The organism is Clostridium sartagoforme AAU1, assembly GCF_000401215.1.
GTDB classification, from domain to species: domain Bacteria; phylum Bacillota; class Clostridia; order Clostridiales; family Clostridiaceae; genus Clostridium; species Clostridium sartagoforme.
This window is the reverse complement of the sequence record NZ_ASRV01000162.1, coordinates 11,923-28,398: the sequence shown is the minus strand read 5'-3', so window position 1 is coordinate 28,398 and position 16,476 is coordinate 11,923. Positions and strand designations below refer to the sequence as shown.

19 protein-coding genes are annotated in these 16,476 nt (G+C 27.1%); 17 read left to right on the top strand and 2 right to left on the bottom strand.

The features are described 5' to 3' along the window. The first annotated feature begins 154 nt into the window (after positions 1-154). The 10 genes from rbr to A500_RS13270 all read left to right on the top strand — a co-directional run bounded on the left by rbr (position 155) and on the right by A500_RS13270 (position 6,702). Positions 155-742: a rubrerythrin gene (rbr, locus tag A500_RS13310; protein ID WP_016208086.1), complete on the top strand. Its 588-nt coding sequence runs from the start codon at positions 155-157 to the stop codon at positions 740-742. Positions 743-925: 183 nt separating this feature from the next. Continuing rightward, complete coding sequence (locus tag A500_RS13305; RefSeq protein WP_016208085.1) at positions 926-1,987, top strand: HAMP domain-containing protein; 1,062 nt, start codon at positions 926-928, stop codon at positions 1,985-1,987. Next, positions 1,984-2,127: a hypothetical protein gene (locus A500_RS20465; RefSeq protein ID WP_016208084.1), complete on the top strand. Its 144-nt coding sequence runs from the start codon at positions 1,984-1,986 to the stop codon at positions 2,125-2,127. Before A500_RS13305 ends, A500_RS20465 begins: the two co-directional genes overlap by 4 nt. Before the next feature lie 8 nt (positions 2,128-2,135). After that, positions 2,136-2,750: a sensor histidine kinase gene (locus tag A500_RS13300; RefSeq protein WP_040436870.1), complete on the top strand. Its 615-nt coding sequence runs from the start codon at positions 2,136-2,138 to the stop codon at positions 2,748-2,750. A 20-nt stretch (positions 2,751-2,770) separates the two neighbouring features. Next, positions 2,771-3,364, top strand: a complete 594-nt coding sequence (locus A500_RS13295) for a response regulator (protein ID WP_016208082.1) — start codon at positions 2,771-2,773, stop codon at positions 3,362-3,364. A 47-nt stretch (positions 3,365-3,411) separates the two neighbouring features. Further along, entirely contained in the window at positions 3,412-3,852 is a 441-nt protein-coding gene (locus A500_RS13290; RefSeq protein ID WP_016208081.1) for a hypothetical protein, read from the top strand. 224 nt (positions 3,853-4,076) lie between these two features. Beyond that, positions 4,077-4,373, top strand: coding sequence for a DUF3892 domain-containing protein (locus tag A500_RS13285; RefSeq protein ID WP_016208080.1), 297 nt, complete (start codon positions 4,077-4,079; stop codon positions 4,371-4,373). Positions 4,374-4,878: 505 nt separating this feature from the next. Then, entirely contained in the window at positions 4,879-5,574 is a 696-nt protein-coding gene (gene sfsA / locus A500_RS13280) for a DNA/RNA nuclease SfsA (RefSeq protein WP_016208079.1), read from the top strand. A gap of 51 nt (positions 5,575-5,625) precedes the next feature. Further along, positions 5,626-6,123 (top strand): NAD(+) diphosphatase, encoded by a 498-nt coding sequence (locus tag A500_RS13275; protein WP_016208078.1) that lies wholly within the window; start codon positions 5,626-5,628, stop codon positions 6,121-6,123. Positions 6,124-6,207: 84 nt separating this feature from the next. Beyond that, on the top strand, positions 6,208-6,702 hold the full coding sequence (locus A500_RS13270; RefSeq protein ID WP_016208077.1) for a peptidoglycan recognition protein family protein: 495 nt from the start codon (positions 6,208-6,210) through the stop codon (positions 6,700-6,702). Between the two features lie 98 nt (positions 6,703-6,800). Here A500_RS13270 and A500_RS13265 read toward each other — a convergent pair whose 3' ends face one another. Both A500_RS13265 and A500_RS13260 read right to left on the bottom strand, forming a co-directional pair. Next, on the bottom strand, positions 6,801-7,145 hold the full coding sequence (locus tag A500_RS13265; protein ID WP_016208076.1) for a hypothetical protein: 345 nt from the start codon (positions 7,143-7,145) through the stop codon (positions 6,801-6,803). 3 nt (positions 7,146-7,148) lie between these two features. Then, positions 7,149-8,345 carry a DUF1576 domain-containing protein gene (locus A500_RS13260; RefSeq protein WP_051993161.1) on the bottom strand — a complete coding sequence of 399 codons (1,197 nt, stop codon included), beginning with the start codon at positions 8,343-8,345 and terminating at the stop codon, positions 7,149-7,151. Between the two features lie 218 nt (positions 8,346-8,563). Between A500_RS13260 and A500_RS13255 the strand changes: the two genes are divergently transcribed. From A500_RS13255 to A500_RS13225, 7 genes are all read left to right on the top strand, one after another. Then, positions 8,564-9,241, top strand: a complete 678-nt coding sequence (locus tag A500_RS13255; RefSeq protein WP_016208074.1) for a beta/alpha barrel domain-containing protein — start codon at positions 8,564-8,566, stop codon at positions 9,239-9,241. Positions 9,242-9,415: 174 nt separating this feature from the next. Further along, positions 9,416-10,708 (top strand): diaminopimelate decarboxylase, encoded by a 1,293-nt coding sequence (lysA, locus tag A500_RS13250; protein WP_016208073.1) that lies wholly within the window; start codon positions 9,416-9,418, stop codon positions 10,706-10,708. 141 nt (positions 10,709-10,849) lie between these two features. Then, positions 10,850-11,074, top strand: coding sequence for a DUF3006 domain-containing protein (locus A500_RS13245; RefSeq protein WP_016208072.1), 225 nt, complete (start codon positions 10,850-10,852; stop codon positions 11,072-11,074). Then, on the top strand, positions 11,071-11,634 hold the full coding sequence (gene lepB, locus A500_RS13240; protein WP_016208071.1) for a signal peptidase I: 564 nt from the start codon (positions 11,071-11,073) through the stop codon (positions 11,632-11,634). The genes A500_RS13245 and lepB overlap by 4 nt, the downstream gene beginning before the upstream one ends. A gap of 23 nt (positions 11,635-11,657) precedes the next feature. After that, positions 11,658-13,550 (top strand): ATP-dependent zinc metalloprotease FtsH, encoded by a 1,893-nt coding sequence (ftsH, locus tag A500_RS13235; RefSeq protein ID WP_016208070.1) that lies wholly within the window; start codon positions 11,658-11,660, stop codon positions 13,548-13,550. 116 nt (positions 13,551-13,666) lie between these two features. Continuing rightward, positions 13,667-15,766, top strand: coding sequence for a HelD family protein (locus A500_RS13230; RefSeq protein ID WP_016208069.1), 2,100 nt, complete (start codon positions 13,667-13,669; stop codon positions 15,764-15,766). A 228-nt stretch (positions 15,767-15,994) separates the two neighbouring features. Continuing rightward, a complete protein-coding gene (locus A500_RS13225) occupies positions 15,995-16,471 on the top strand; it encodes a hypothetical protein (RefSeq protein ID WP_016208068.1) in 477 nt (158 codons plus the stop codon). Positions 16,472-16,476: the final 5 nt, after the last annotated feature.

The window sequence follows — 16,476 nt, the reverse complement described above, 5'->3', positions numbered from 1 at the left end:
ATATTAATAAATAGTAATTTTAAAAAATACGTAAAAATTTAGAGGAATAAACTATTAAATAGGAATATTTATTCTTTAATTATTTGATAATAAACCATGTATGTAATATAATGGTAACGTATAGAAAAAATTATTATTTAGGAGAGTGGTAAAAATGAAAAGTTTAAAAGGAACTAAAACAGCAGAAAACTTAATGAAATCTTTTGCTGGAGAATCACAAGCAAGAACAAGATATACTTATTATTCAAGCGTAGCAAGAAAACAAGGATATGTACAAATTGCGAACATATTCATGGAAACTGCAGAACAAGAAAAAGAACATGCAAAAAGATTCTATAAATTTTTACTAAATGATTTCCAAGGAGAACAAATTGAAATCAATGCAGCATATCCAGTAGCATTTTCTCAAGAAACTGCAGAAAATTTAAAATCTGCAGCAGCAGGAGAGCATGAGGAATGGGCTCATGATTATCCAGAATTCGCAAGAATTGCAAGAGAAGAAGGCTTCCCAGAAGTAGCAATAGCTTATGAAAGAATAACTGAAGTAGAGAATATGCATGAAAGAAGATACAATAAGCTATTAAAGAATTTAGAAGAAGGCAAAGTATTTAAGAAAGATGAAACAGTTTTATGGAAATGTACTAACTGTGGATATATATTTGAAGGTGAAGAAGCACCAAAAGTATGTCCAGCATGCTTACATCCACAAGGATATTTTGAAGTAGCAGCAGAAAATTATTAATAAAAATAAAAGCTTAAGGATTTTTCCTTAAGCTTTATTTTTATATATGAATATATGAAAAGAATTTATTGAACTTTTAAGTTTGAATTGAGTATTTTAATTGAAATAAATTATGTAGATTATTAAATAAAACATATATATAATTAAGATAGAGTTAATATTTTAAGATGGAAGGTTAATTTTATGACTAATTCCTTAAAGAAAAAATTTACGACAATATATATAACTTTAGTAGTTATTATAATAATAGTAGGTATTGTATCTACTATTAATATGTACAAAATAAAGACATCCACAGATATTTTTATAGGAAATAATTACAAAAGTATAAATACAATTAATAATATGACTAATTGTATTTATAATCAAGATAAGGCTATATTAATATACCTACAGGGAAATAAAGAAGAGGCATTAAATTTATTTCACGTAAATGATGATGAATTTTATAAGTGGTTCTATATTGAAAAGGGTAATATAACTGAACCTGGGGAAATAGAATTAATAGATACAGTTAACTTACAATATATAGAATTTAGTAAATCATTTTCAAGTCTACAAGATTATAATAATGGACAAAACCATGAAGAATTAGTAAAAATTTATGAAAAAACAATAACCAATGATGTTGTGCTAATTAATAAAAGTTTACAAGAGTTAAAGCAATTAAATGAAGATGCTATGTTTAAAAAGCAACAAATGCTTAAGGCTAATGGAAATTCATCAATATATTTCGTTATGTTTGTTTCTATAATTGGAGCCATAATTGGAGGATCTATAGCTATGTTTTTAACTAATAGATACTTTAATCCAATACATTTATTAATAAATGCTGTGAAGTCAGTAAAAGAAGGTAATTTAAATAAACAAGCTCCAGTAATATATCAAGATGAAATTGGACTATTAGCAAAGGAATTTAATAATATGACTAATAGATTGCATGACTTTGAAAAGAATGCTGAAGATTATTTAATGGCAGAGAAGAATAAATCTTTGAGTATAATTAAAAGTATATCCGATCCGATAATATTATTAGACAATGAATATAAAGTTCAATTTATAAATGATGAAGGACAAAATTTCTTTGATATTAACGAAAAGAAATTTACCAATAAAGCTTTACTAGAAATTATAAATTTACCAGAGGTCTATGAATATATTAGATGTGAAACTAATTTAAAGTATGAGGATAAAGAAAAAATAATTGAAATAAAAAGAAATAATAAAAAGTATTTTTTAATTTGACACTAACAATAATTAAAGGCCCAGAAGAAAAAGTTAATGGAGTAGTAGTATTATTTAAAAATATCACTAGTCTAAAAGAATTAGAAATTGTTAAAGCAAACTTTATAGGCACTATATCTCATGAGCTAAAGACCCATTAACATCTATAATGATGGGAATTGGATTAATAAATAATAGTAGTATAGGAGTACTAAATGAAAAACAACAAAATATAGTAGAAACTATTAAAGAAGATACACAAAAATTGAATGAATTAGTATCTAACCTTTTAAAGATATCTCAAATACACTCAAATTCAACTACATTTAATATGAAAATAAGCAATGTAAATGAATTAATAGAGAGCTGTGCAACAAATTTTAAGACTCAAGCAATAGATAAGGGTTTAGATATCATGTTAGATTTGGAAAAAGAATTACCAGAGGCTAAAATAGATGAAGAAAAAATAAAATGGGTATTAAATAACTTAGTATCTAATGCAATAAGATATACAGAAAGGGGGTCAGTTAAATTAAAGACGTATGTTAAGAATAAAAAGATATATATATGTGTAATAGATACTGGTAGAGGGATACCTAATAATTATTTAGAAAAAGTGTTTGAAAAATTTGTTAGAGTAGAAGGTTTTGAAATACCTGAAGAAAGCACAGGACTAGGACTTTCTATAGCCAAAGAAGTTGTAGAGATGCATGAAGGAAAGATATGGTGTGAAAGTGAATTGGGATTTGGAAGTAAATTTATATTTACTATTCCATTATCATGAAGCTAGTAGGAGATGAGTATATGAAAAGAGTTTTAGTTATTGATGATACTAAAAATATAAGAATATTATTAAGTACTTGTTTAGAATTAAGAGGTTATAAAGTAGTTACTGCAGATAATGGTATAGAGGCATTAAATATAATAAATGATAAAAGTGAAAAAATAGATTTAATATTTTTAGATATAAGAATGCCTGGAATAAGTGGCACTGAAGTGTTAAAAGGAATTAAAGAAGTTAGAAGTACTTGCCCTGTTGTTATAATGACTGCTTTTGCAACAGTAAAAAATGCAATAGAATGTACAAAATTAGGAGCACTTATATATCTTCAAAAACCTTTTTCACCTGACAGAATAAATCTAGTATTAGATGAAATTGAAAGAAAAAATAATGATAATATAGAATTTAGAGTTGATGAAATACTAAAGATATCTAAGGAACTTCTAAATATAGATGATATAGAAAAAATATATGAAGCGCATGAATTATTAAAAAAAGCATTATCGATAAATCCATATAATAAAGAAATATATTTATTGATAAGTGAAGTTAATAAATTGACTGGAAATATAGAGGAAGAAAAAAGATTTAAAGATATATATAAATTGTTTAATTAATAGTAATATAATAAATATAAGAAATTTTTAAATAGGGGGATACGAATATGTTTTTGAAAGAATTAAATAAAGAAGAAGGTATTGCTTTTATAAACCTAGTTTCAATTTTTGCAGATGTAGATAATGAGTTTGCGAAGGAAGAAAAAGTACTTTTAAAGGAATATAAAGAGGAATTAGAAATAGAAGATAAGGAAATTTATAATCTTAAATATGAGGACATAATAGAATTAATAAGAAAGTCCAGTGATAGATCTAAGAGGATTATATATTTTGAATTAGTAGGATTATCTTTAGTTGATGGTGAGTATGAAGATAAAGAAGTAGATTTTTTAGAAAATTTAGCTAGTGAATTAAAAATTACTAGAGCCACAAAAATAGCAATTGCAAATTATTTTTATAACTTTACAGATGTTTATAATTTTACAACTGTAGATGCAGAAAATAATATTAAATTATTAAAAGAACAGGCTGAAAAAATTTTAGGGTAAAAAGGATAATGAAAATTATCCTTTTTATTTTTATACAAGTTATAAAAAGTTTATCATATGGATAACTATTTATAACTTTTTCCTCTAGCTTTTGAAAGGTTATATGTAAGTTTACGGTGACTTGGAGTGGAAGGATTGAATAAGAAAATTTTGGTTTAAAAATAAAAAGTATTAAAGAATTTTTAATGGATAAAATAAAAGTATAATTAATAGGAGGTGTTATTATGAAGGAAAAAAATGAAATGATTGGAGACCTTCCAAGAAATATAAATAAGAATGTTCCAACACCAAATAATGATGCACAATCAATAAGAGCAATAATTAAGAATTCTGGGGAAATAGTTGGATATGAACTTTCAAATGGAAAAAGGATAAATAAAGAAGAAGGGGTGCAAATGGCTAAAAATGGTCAAATAGCAGGAGTTGCAGTTGGAGTTTCTAGAAAAGGAGAGGAATATTTAAGAAGTCTTCCAGATGAAAATGAAAATAATAATTTAAGTTCATTACCAGTAATTAAATAATAGTTTTTAAGAAAGCTAACTAATATTTTGATTACTTAGCTTTCTTAAAATATTTATTAACAAATTAATTAAAATAAGACTTTTTAGGAATAAAATAAGGTCATTTATAGTGGAAAAGTGTTAAAACTGTGGAAAGTTATCCACAAAATGTGGACAAGTTGAAAAAACTGTTGAAAACTTTTCTAAAGGGTATTGACACAATATATATGTAAAGAATATATGTTTGTAACAATATGATGATTATTGATGAATAAGATTAGTATATGTAGTAAGATGCAACAAGGAAAAAAGTATTTATATTTTTAAGAAATAGAGTTATCCACGGTTTGTACAAAATGTGGATAAAAACTGTGGATAATGTTACAATAATACCATAAATATAGATAAAATGGGGATGTTTTATAAACTTGCCTGTGGACAACTTATGTTTTTTTATTACCTGTGGATAAAATTAATGTAAAAAAATGTTGTAAATATAAAAAATATTAAAATTGAGGAGAGATATATGAAGTATAATAAAAAAATATATGAAGGAATATTTAAAAAAAGACCAAATAGATTTAATGCAAATGTTATATTAAATGGAGAAGAAATAGTTGTTCATGTACCTAATACAGGAAGATGTAGAGAAATACTTAAAGAAGGAACAAAAATTTTTTTAAGAGAAGAACTAAATCCAAATAGAAAAACTAAATATGATTTAATAGCTGCTATTAAGGATGATATATTAATCAATATAGATTCACAAATACCAAATAAAGTAGTTAATGAAGCTTTAATAAATAAAAAAATTAATCTTTTAAAGAAGTATGAAAAGATTGAAAGAGAAAAAACTTTTGGAAAGAGTAGATTTGATTTTAAGTTATCTACAGAAAAAGATAATAATATATATTATCTTGAAGTTAAGGGAGTAACTTTAGAAGAAAATGGTCATTGTAGATTTCCAGATGCACCAACTGAAAGAGGTGCAAGACACATATTAGAATTAATAGAAGCTAAAAAGCAAGGATTTGGAGCTGGAATTTTATTTTTGATACAGCTAGATAATGTAAAAACTTTTTCACCTAATGATTTGACAGATCCAGGATTCGGTGAAGCCTTAAGACTTGCAAAGAAAAGCAATGTTGATATAATGGCATATAATTGTATAGTTTATGAAGAGGGAATTGAAATAAATGATATTGTTGATATAATATTATAAATAACATAGAAGTTGTAATAAAGATTTATTTAGAGAATTAAGAGGTGTAATATGAAGTACAAGTTTTGTCCTTTATGTGGAAGAGAGTTAGAGGAAAAATATAGTTGGGATGAAGGGGGTGTGCCTTATTGCTTACATGATGATTTGATGTTTTTTGACACACCAAAACCATGCATAATGGTAGCTATAATTAAGGAAGATGAAATATTATTATTAAAACAAAGCTACATATACGAGAATTCTAAGGTATTACTATCTGGATATGTTGGAAATAATGAAACCGCAGAAGAAGCAGTTTATAGAGAGGTAAAAGAAGAAGCAGGAATTGAAATAAATAATATAACTTATCTTGGGTCTGATTATGTTAAAGATAAAGAAATTCTAATGATAACATTTGTTGCAGATTTTGTATCAGGACAAATAAAAAAATCTAATGAGGTTGAAGGAATGGGATGGAGCAAACTTTCAAATGCTCTAAATGAAATGAAGGAAGATATAATAGGAACAAAAGTTGTTGAAAAGGTATTAAACGTTAAATCAAGAAGATAAATTAAGTTATTACTCATAACTTTATATTAACAAATTGAAATAGAATACATATAATTTTAATATATCAATAAGTTTGGGGTAATAATGAGGAAGAAATTAAGAAGCTTAAAAGATAAGCTTTTAAACCGACAATTTAAAATTAATGAAGTTGAATATAATTGGGCAACTCCATTAACTTACAATTTAAAGCCTTCTATGATAGTATATCATCATACCGTAGATAGCGATATGACTCCTCAGCAAATAGATCAAATTCACAAAGATAGAGGATGGGCTGGAATAGGATATCACTTTTATATAAGAAAAGATGGAACTATATATAGAGGGAGACCTGAAAATGCTGTAGGTTCACATGCGCCAGGTGTGAACAGTAAGGCATTTGGAATTGCTTTAGAAGGAAATTTTAATAATGAGTATTTGACTCCACAACAAATGACTAGTGTCATTGAATTATCAAAGTACCTAATGAGTAAGTATAACATTACTGATTTAAAAAGGCATAAGGATGTAAGAAATACAGAATGTCCAGGGGCCAATTTTCCTTTTGAAGAAATAAAGAGTCAACTAAATATAGCATAAGCTATAAGGAAATGAGACTTAAAAATTAATAATAAAAAGCAGTTGTTGATTATTTAAAATAAATCTACAACTGCTTTTTATATTTAAAAGATTGAAAATTAAGAGTGACTTCTAAATATATTTAAAGTTAGAATTCCATCATTAAATTTAATTTCTGCAGTATCCACCATCATTCCAACTAAAGAGAGTTCCTCATCTAGTTCACAGTCGCCCCCTAAACTCCAATAATATTCTTCTAATTCATGCTGTCGTTTAGTATTTAATAGTTTATTTAGATTAAATAATTCTAGGTCATTAATTTCTTGAATTTTTCCCCAGATAATAAAATTAGTATATGATTCTTCAGTGTGTAAATTTACATTTATATCACTACAACCTAATTTATGAAGATATGTCATTAGTTCATTAACTATTCTTAAGTTTTTCTCAAAATTAAATTTCATATTTTATACAGTCTCCTTCTTAAAAACATTAATTATAGGGATTAAAATCATAGCTACAAATCCTGCTGCTAAGCCATTATTATACAAATTAAGGCCACCATGAAGATACCCTATATTGGTAACCATATTTACATGTAAAAATCCAGCTAAGATTCCTATTTTGATGCCGAATTTTCCGGCAATAGGAGAAAGTGCTGTAGAAAATAATATTGATAATATTAAGGATGGAGAATTTATAGGATTTACGTGTATTAAAGCACCTATTAGAGCACCTATAATAATAGGAACAACATTGCGTAAATGTTTACCAAAGGCTCCAAATCCAATTATAGTGAATATTCCAGATATAGTTGGACCATTTAAGTCTCCATCTAAAAAAATTACTAAAAGTGTAGATATAAAACCAAGGATACTCATATTAATATAACATGTTTCTCCAAATAGTAAATAGAAATCACTAACTAATCTACCAGGTTGTTTTATGATAGAAAGTAATTTTTCTTTAGGATGAGGATTATAAAACAATCCTATTACCATTAAGTATAAAGAGATTGTAAATAATAGTATTGAAAATATTAAATTAGATCCTGTATTCCAAATCATTCTAGTTTCAAACTCTATGCCTACAGCTCTAAGAATAGACATTAAAAGTGTTGCAAATAATCCTGCTGCAAAGCCTACATTATATAAATTATAACCATTATGTGACTTTACACAGTGAGAAGCTACAGGCGCTATTATAAATCCAGTAAGTATACCTATGCCGTGCCCTAAAACTAAGGCAAATAAAGTAGAAAAATGATCAGTAAAACTAAGCTGACTTACTGTAGGTGCTAAGGTAGTTGAAAGCAAAGCCACTAGACTATAATTAAGAAAGGGTTCTTTTTGATACCTAGAATATAAGTACACACCTATAATTATTGGCCAAATGTTCAAAATGTTTTTTCCAAAGAAAGCGAAGCCAGTCATTAGCCATAAAGACATGATTGTTGAACCATTAGGTTTTACACCTATAAATATTAAAAGAAACATAGAAAGAATACTAGTTAAAGCTGAATTAAATAAGGATGCACCTATCCCACCAATTTCAACATAGTCAGTTATTAAAATATCTGGGCTTAAAATTATTTTTTTTAGTCCAGTAAATATTTCAGATGGAGAATCATGCAAAAATGCAACCAAGATAAAGAACAGATACATTACTAATAAAACAATATAAGGGGAGTAAATTTTCCTCTTTACTATAAAAATCACCTCTCAAAATAAATATCTATAAATATTAATATTAAAAACTTAAAATAATGTTGAATAAATTAAGTTAATTTTATAAAATTAACTAGTTATATAGTACTAAAGTAGTATAATATAATTATATCTAAAAATTAGTTAAATATAAATAAAAATAGGAGGAGTTCAGTGTGGATGGGAAAAAAATTAAGCAAGTACCAGAGATAAAAGGAATATTAAGAAGCCATGTGATAGAAGTACCTTCTTGCATAAGGGAATGTAGCGGAATAAAAATATTTGGAAAAAGAATAAAATCATTATTATTTACTACTGATGTTGCAATTATAAGAAATACTAATGCAGACGCTATAATAGCGGTATATCCATTTACTCCTCAACCACTTATAACTCAAGCATTAGTTATGGCAGCAGATGTGCCAGTTTTTTGTGGCGTAGGTGGTGGAATAACTCAAGGAAAAAGGGTTGTAAACTTAGCATTGGATGCAGAGTTTAAAGGTGCTATGGGAGTGGTAGTTAATGCTCCAACATCAAATGAAATAATAAAGAAAATACGAACAGTTATAGATATACCTGTAATAGTGACCATTGTTTCAGAATGTGAAAATCCTGCAGAGAGAATAGAAGCTGGATCTACTATATTAAATGTTTCTGGAGGAAAAAACACACCAGAAATTGTTAGAAGAATAAGAGAGCAGTTTCCAACTTTTCCTATAATAGCGACAGGAGGTCCAACGGAAGAAACTATAATGAAAACAATAGAAGCAGGAGCTAATGCTATAACATATACTCCACCACCATCAGGGGATGTAATGGGAAATCTTATGGATAAATATAGGGATGGATATTAATAAGCATTTTAGCAATTTATAAAGATAATGCATATAATATGATTTAGGGCTAAATATATAGGTGGAAAATAAATATATAGTGAGTGTCTATATTTTTTTATTTAACATAAGAAAATCTACCACTATGTAATATCATGGTGGTTTTATTATAATTATATTTTTGGAGGAGATTTTATGAAATTATTTGGGGCAAGTAAAATAGAAGGAAATGATTTATACATTGGAGGACTGAAGGCAAAGGATTTAGCTAATGAATACGGTACTCCATTATATGTTATGGATGAACAGCTTTTAATAGATAAGTGTAGAGAATATATAGAAAGTTTTAAAGTTAAATCTGAAAATAATAGGGTGGCATTTGCTGGAAAAGCTTTTTTGACAGTAGGTATGTGTAAACTTATAGAAGAACAAGGGCTTTATTTAGATGTAGTTTCCGGGGGAGAATTATATACTGCATATAAAGCTAATTTTCCAATGGATAAAATATACTTTCATGGAAACAATAAAACCTTAGAAGAAATAGAGTTTGGAATTAAACTAGGAGTAGGTAGATTTGTAGTAGATAATTTATGGGAAATGACAGAAATAAATAAGGTTTCAGAAAAATATAATAAAATACAAAAAATTTATTTAAGGCTTACACCAGGTATAGAAGCTCACACTCATGATTATATTAAAACAGGACAGATAGATTCGAAATTTGGATTTGCCCCAGTTGGAAATATAATAATGGATGCTGTAAAGATGGCTATTGAATTAGAAAATATAGAATTAGTAGGGTTACATTGTCATATAGGTTCACAAATATTTGAAACAGAACCATTTGCAGATGCAGCTGAAGTAATGTTAAATTTTATAAATGGCATAAAACAAGAGACAGGTCATCTAATTGAGGAATTAGATTTAGGTGGAGGATTCGGAATTTACTATTCAGAAGGAGATAAGCCTAAGGAAACAAAGGAATATTGTGATGTAATCTTAAATAGAGTTAATGAGGTTTGCCAAAAGTTATCACTTAAAAAACCAATTTTAACAATTGAGCCTGGAAGATCAATTGTAGCAAATGCAGGAACTACTCTATATACTGTAGGATCCATAAAGGAAATCCCAGGAATTAGAACATATGCGGCTGTAGATGGAGGAATGGGTGATAATATAAGACCGGCATTATATGGAGCAAAATATGAAGCAATATTAGCAAATAAAGCTAGCAATAAAAATGAAAAGAATATTACAATAGCAGGAAAATGCTGTGAATCAGGTGACATATTAATACAGGATATAAGTCTTCCAAAAGCTGAAAATGGTGATATACTTGCGGTGTTAGCAACAGGAGCTTATGGTTTTTCCATGGCTAGCGGATACAATAAAAACTTAAGACCAGCAGTTATTTTTGTAAGAAATGGTGAAGCCAAAATTGTTTGTAAAAGGCAAAGTTATGAAGAGTTATTAACTAGTGAGATTTAATATAAAATAATGTAATAGAAGTAGGATAAGTGATATTCATTTATCCTATTTTTATTAACATTTAATCTATTTTAATTTTAAATAAATATGATATACTAAAATATAAGATTAAAAAAAGAGGTGATTAAATACAAACATACTATGGATAATATAGAGTATATAATAGATAGAATTGAAAATGATTATGTTATAGTGGAAACAAAAGCTAATGAGTTAATTGATATTAAAAAAAGTGATATAGTAGGTATAGCAAAAGAAGGGGACATTTTATTTAAAAGAGATGGTTTATATCTTATAGATAAAGAGGCCACAAAATTAAGACATAAAAAAATTAATACAATGATGAAAGGATTATGGGAAGAATGATTGATACAAATAATAAAGATGAAGATAATAAAGTAGAAAAAAGCAATAAAAATTCTATGAAAAACTTCATTAACGAATGGGCAGTTCCAATAATCTCAGCAATAATATTAGCTTTTCTAATAAATAAGTTTTTATTATTTAAGGTTCTAATACCATCAGAATCTATGGTACCAACTTTAAATGTTGGAGATAGGCTTTTTGTTACGAGAGTATATAATTTAGATAAACTTAAGCGAGGAGATATAATAGTATTTTACTCAGAAGAACTTCAAGATTCATTAATAAAAAGATTAATAGGCTTACCAGGAGATAAAGTTAAAATTGAAAATGGTATAGTTTCAGTGAATGGTGAAGAGTTACAAGAAGAGTATATAGGTGCTACAGATAAGTTTAATGGAGAATATGAAGTTCCAGAAGGAAAGTATTTCTTTTTAGGAGATAATCGACTTTGGTCAAAAGATTCAAGATATTGGATTAATCCATATATATCTAAAGAAGATATAAAAGGTAAAGCTCAAATAAAAGTATATCCTTTTAATGAATTAGGAAAAATAAAATAGTTAATGATTAGAAAGGAAGAATTATGAGTAATAGAAATACAGAAGAAAATGATGATAAAAAGAAGCAGTATATTGTAGTGTATGCAATTATGGCATTCCTAATTTTATATGTTTTTAGCATAACGAAAAATTTTATGACTACTCAAGAAGTAAGTTATAATGAATTTTTAAATATGATAGAAAATAAGGAAGTTGAAAGTGTCATAATTTCATCTAGTGAAATACAAATTTTAAAAAAGGAAGATAGTACGAATAAAGTAAAAGGCAAGATGCTATATACTGGCAATGTTAATGATCCCAATTTAGTAAGTATATTAACGGAGTCAGGAGTAGAGTTTAAGGCTGAGCCTATGAAGAATAATTATATAATTGATTTTATATTTGATTGGGTAATAATGCCTATAATATTCTTCTTTATAATTAGATTTTTTATGGGCAAGGTTGGAAGAAAAATGGGTGGTTCACCTATGATGGGATTAGGTAAAAGTAATGCAAAGATTTATAAAGAAAATGATATAAAAATAACTTTTGATGATGTTGCAGGCCAAGATGAAGCAAAAGAATCATTAAAAGAAATAATAGATTATTTAAATAATGCTAGTAAGTACACTAGTATAGGAGCTAAATTACCTAAAGGTGCATTATTAGTTGGTCCACCAGGAACAGGTAAAACATTATTAGCAAAAGCAGTGGCTGGTGAAGCAAATGTACCTTTCTTATCAATATCAGGATCAAATTTTGTTGAGATGTTTGCAGGAATGGGTGCAGCAAAAGTGAGAGATCTTTTCCAAGAAGCAGAAAAAAATGCACCATGTATTATTTTTATAGATGAAGTAGATTCTATAGGTAAAAGTAGAGATTCTCAAATACAAACAAATGATGAAAGAGAGCAAACTCTAAATCAATTATTAACACAAATGGATGGTTTTGATTCTACAAAGGCTATAGTTGTTTTAGCTGCAACAAATAGACCGGAAATATTAGATAAGGCACTATTAAGACCTGGAAGATTCGATAGAAGAGTAATAGTAGATAGACCTGATTTAAAGGGAAGAATAGATATATTAAAAGTTCATTCTAAAGGAGTAAAACTTGGGGATGATGTAAACTTAGAAGAAATAGCAAAAAGTACTCCAGGAGCAGTAGGTGCAGACCTTGCAAATATAGTAAATGAAGCAGCATTAAGAGCAGTTAAACATGGCAGAGAGTTTGTTATGCAAGAGGACTTAAGGGAAGCTGTAGAAGTTATAATTGCAGGAAAAGAAAAGAAAGATAGGATACTATCTCCTATGGAAAAGAGAATAGTAGCCTTTCATGAAGTTGGGCATGCCCTTGTAGCTGCGCTATTAGAAAATACAGATCCAGTTCACAAGATAACTATAGTACCTAGAACAATGGGAGCATTAGGTTACACTATGCAATTACCTGAAGAAGAGAAATATCTGGTTTCTAAAGAAGAGCTAACAAATCAAATAATGGTCATGTTAGGTGGAAGATCAGCAGAAGAAGAAGTATTTAACTTACTTTCAACTGGAGCATCTAATGATATAGAAAGGGCAACAAAAACAGCTAGAAGTATGGTTACTATTTATGGAATGACAGATAAATTTGATATGATGGCTTTAGAATCAGTTCAAAATAGATATCTAGATGGAAGAGCAGTAAGAGAATGTAGTGATGAAACCTCAACTTTAATAGATGAAGAAATATTAAAAATAATAAGGACTTGTCATGAAAGCACAAAAAAATTATTAAGAGAAAATAGAGATTTACTTGATAAGATATCTGAGTACTTATTAGAAAAAGAAACTATATTTGGTAGTGAGTTTATGGAATTTGTGTACGATAAATATCCAGAACTAAGAGATAGAAAGAATAAAAAGGTTAAAGATGCAAACCAAGTTATAGAAATATAAGAAATCTTAAAAGTTTAAAATAATGTAAAATGGATAAATTAATGAAAGGGTGTACATAATTGCTTGTTACACTCTTTCTTAATGATATAAATATAAAATCAAAGGGGGAGTAACTCTTGGATAAAATAGAATTATTAAAAGAAGAGGAAAACTTAAAAAATACATTAAATATTCTTAATGAAGAAACTTTAAAATATATAGATAAGAGAAAAGGTATTTCAGAATATATACTTGATTATAGAAAAAAGTATATTGAGGAATATAGAGATGATGAAGATAAATTAATGGAGTATTTTGATCACGAAAGATATATTAAGGAAGAATCATATAAAATGATAGATAAAAAATTAGGTGAATTTGTAAAGCTTAAAGAGTCACCTTATTTTGGGAAAGTTAACTTTATAGATGATGGATATTCAGAAGAATTGTATATAGGAAGATATGGATTAACTCCAGAAGAAAGTTATGATCCAGTAATAGTAGATTGGAGAGCACCGGTTGCATCTTTATTTTACAAAGGGATGTTAGGCAAAACAAGTTATAAAAGTCCACAAGGAGAAATGCCAGTAGATATATTATCAAGAAGACAATTAATTGTAAAAAAGGCTAAGTTGGAAGGATATTTTGATTCAGATATAAATATACAAGATGAGATACTACAAATGGTTTTATCATCCAACTCTGGAGAAAAGCTTAAGGATATTGTAAATACAATACAAAAAGAACAAGATGAAATAATAAGAGCTGATAGAAATAGAGTTGTTGTTGTAAATGGAGTTGCAGGTTCGGGAAAAACAACTATAGCTCTACATAGGATAGCATATCTTTTATATAATTATAGAGAACAGTTAACGGATAAAGTACTTATTTTAGGACCTAATGATATATTTATGAATTATATTTCAGAGGTATTACCTAATTTAGGAGAAACTGCAGTATTAAATGAGACATTTTTATCTTTTGCATATAAAGAAATAGGATTAAATGAAGCTGTAATAGATATATCTTTTTATCTAGAAGAAGTACTAAATGGAAACGAAAAAATAATCAATGAAATAAAATATAAGTCATCAAATAAATTTATAGAATTTTTAAATACTGAAATAGAAAAAATAGAAGAAAGTTATTTTAATATAGAGGCAGTTAAATTCTTAGGTGAAGAAATAGTTTCTATAGAAGAAATAAAAGAACTATTCAATAAGCATTATAAATATATGCCTATATTTAGAAGAAGTCAAAAGATAAAAAGAATATTAATTTCTAAGATAAAGGAAAAAAGAGATGAGAAGGTAAGAGAAATTAATATAAAAGCACAAGAAGAAAAATCAAAGCTATCACAACAAGAATTAGAAATAGAAGAAAATAATATTGAATTTAGAAGAAAAATTAAAATAAGAGATATAATAAGGGAAGTTATAAAAGTCAAACAGGATATAGAAAAATGGATAGATAATGACAGCATTATAAATATATATAAGAAGATTATAAATGTTGAAACTTTATCCTATTTAGATTTAGCGGCCATTTTATATTTGATGATAAAATTAGATGGAAGAAAGTTCAAAAGAGAAATAAAACATATAGTTATTGACGAAGCACAAGATTACAATATGCTTCAATTTATAGTTCTTAAAGAATTAACTGGATGTAGAAGTTATACTATAGTGGGGGATTCAAATCAAAGACTTATAAAGGTAGAAGAAGTTCCAGCAATGTTAAAGTTAAAAGATATATTTGGGAATTTCTTTAGTTTATTTGAATTAAAAAAGAGTTATAGATCAACTTATCAAATTATGGAATATGCAAGTAAGATATTAGATGAAAATGCTATAGTCCCATTTGTAAGAAAAGGTGAATTTGATGTTTTAGAAACAGTAGTACCAAAAGATGATAAGGAAGATTTAATAGATGTTATATTGAATTTATTAGAAGATTACCAAGAAGAAAAGTATGAAAATATAGCTATTATAACGAAAGATAAAGAGGAGTTAAACATAATAGCTCCAGAACTTAAGAAATATACTAATATATTAGCATTTAATAACCTAGATGTTGTCTATAAAGGGGGAAAAGTTCTTATACCTTCCTATTATGCAAAAGGCCTAGAATTTGATGCAGTAATAATAATTGATTTTGATGAAAATACTGATAATTTAATTAAATATATAATGTGCACTAGAGCACTTCATAGATTATCAATAGTAAAAATAAGATAAAACTATATTTTTGTAGAAGGTAATGGGTAGTAGGTAGCAGTTTTTTAGAATACTGTTACCTTTTACTTTTTATTTTTAATTTGTGATATTTCACAATTTATTTAAATTTTTATTAGTCATAATTTAAGAAAAGTATAGATTAAAGGTAATAAGATTGTAATTAAAAAAAAACAAGCTATAATAAAAGCATAACTAGTTGTAAACGATATTAAAGGAGGGGGTTGAAGTTTGGATAGCTTTTACGAACAATTTCAGACTAAAAATTATAGTAACTTAGAAAAGATACTAAACAATGTATCTAAAGTAGTATTGGTTATTACAATAGTATTTATAGCAATGCTTAATTTTATAGGTGCTGCAATCTTTGCCTTAATATACTTAGTAGCATTTATTTTATCTAGAAAGCTCATAGTTGAATATGAATACGAGCTTACTGGTGAAGAATTAGTAATATTTAAAATAATGAATAAAAGTAAAAGAAAAGAAGTGGGAAATTTCAGTGTAAGAAGCATATCAAGTGTGAAAACCCCAGAACAAATGGTTAATAGTAATACTAAAATTGTAAGAGCATATTTAAAGGAGTCTGGAATAAAGGACAAGATTTATATTGCGAAAACATCTCAAGGTCTAATAGGATTTCAATTAGCCATGGACGAAAATTTGATAAGGTTAATTAAAAGAGTTAATCCACTAGCATTTTATTAATATAT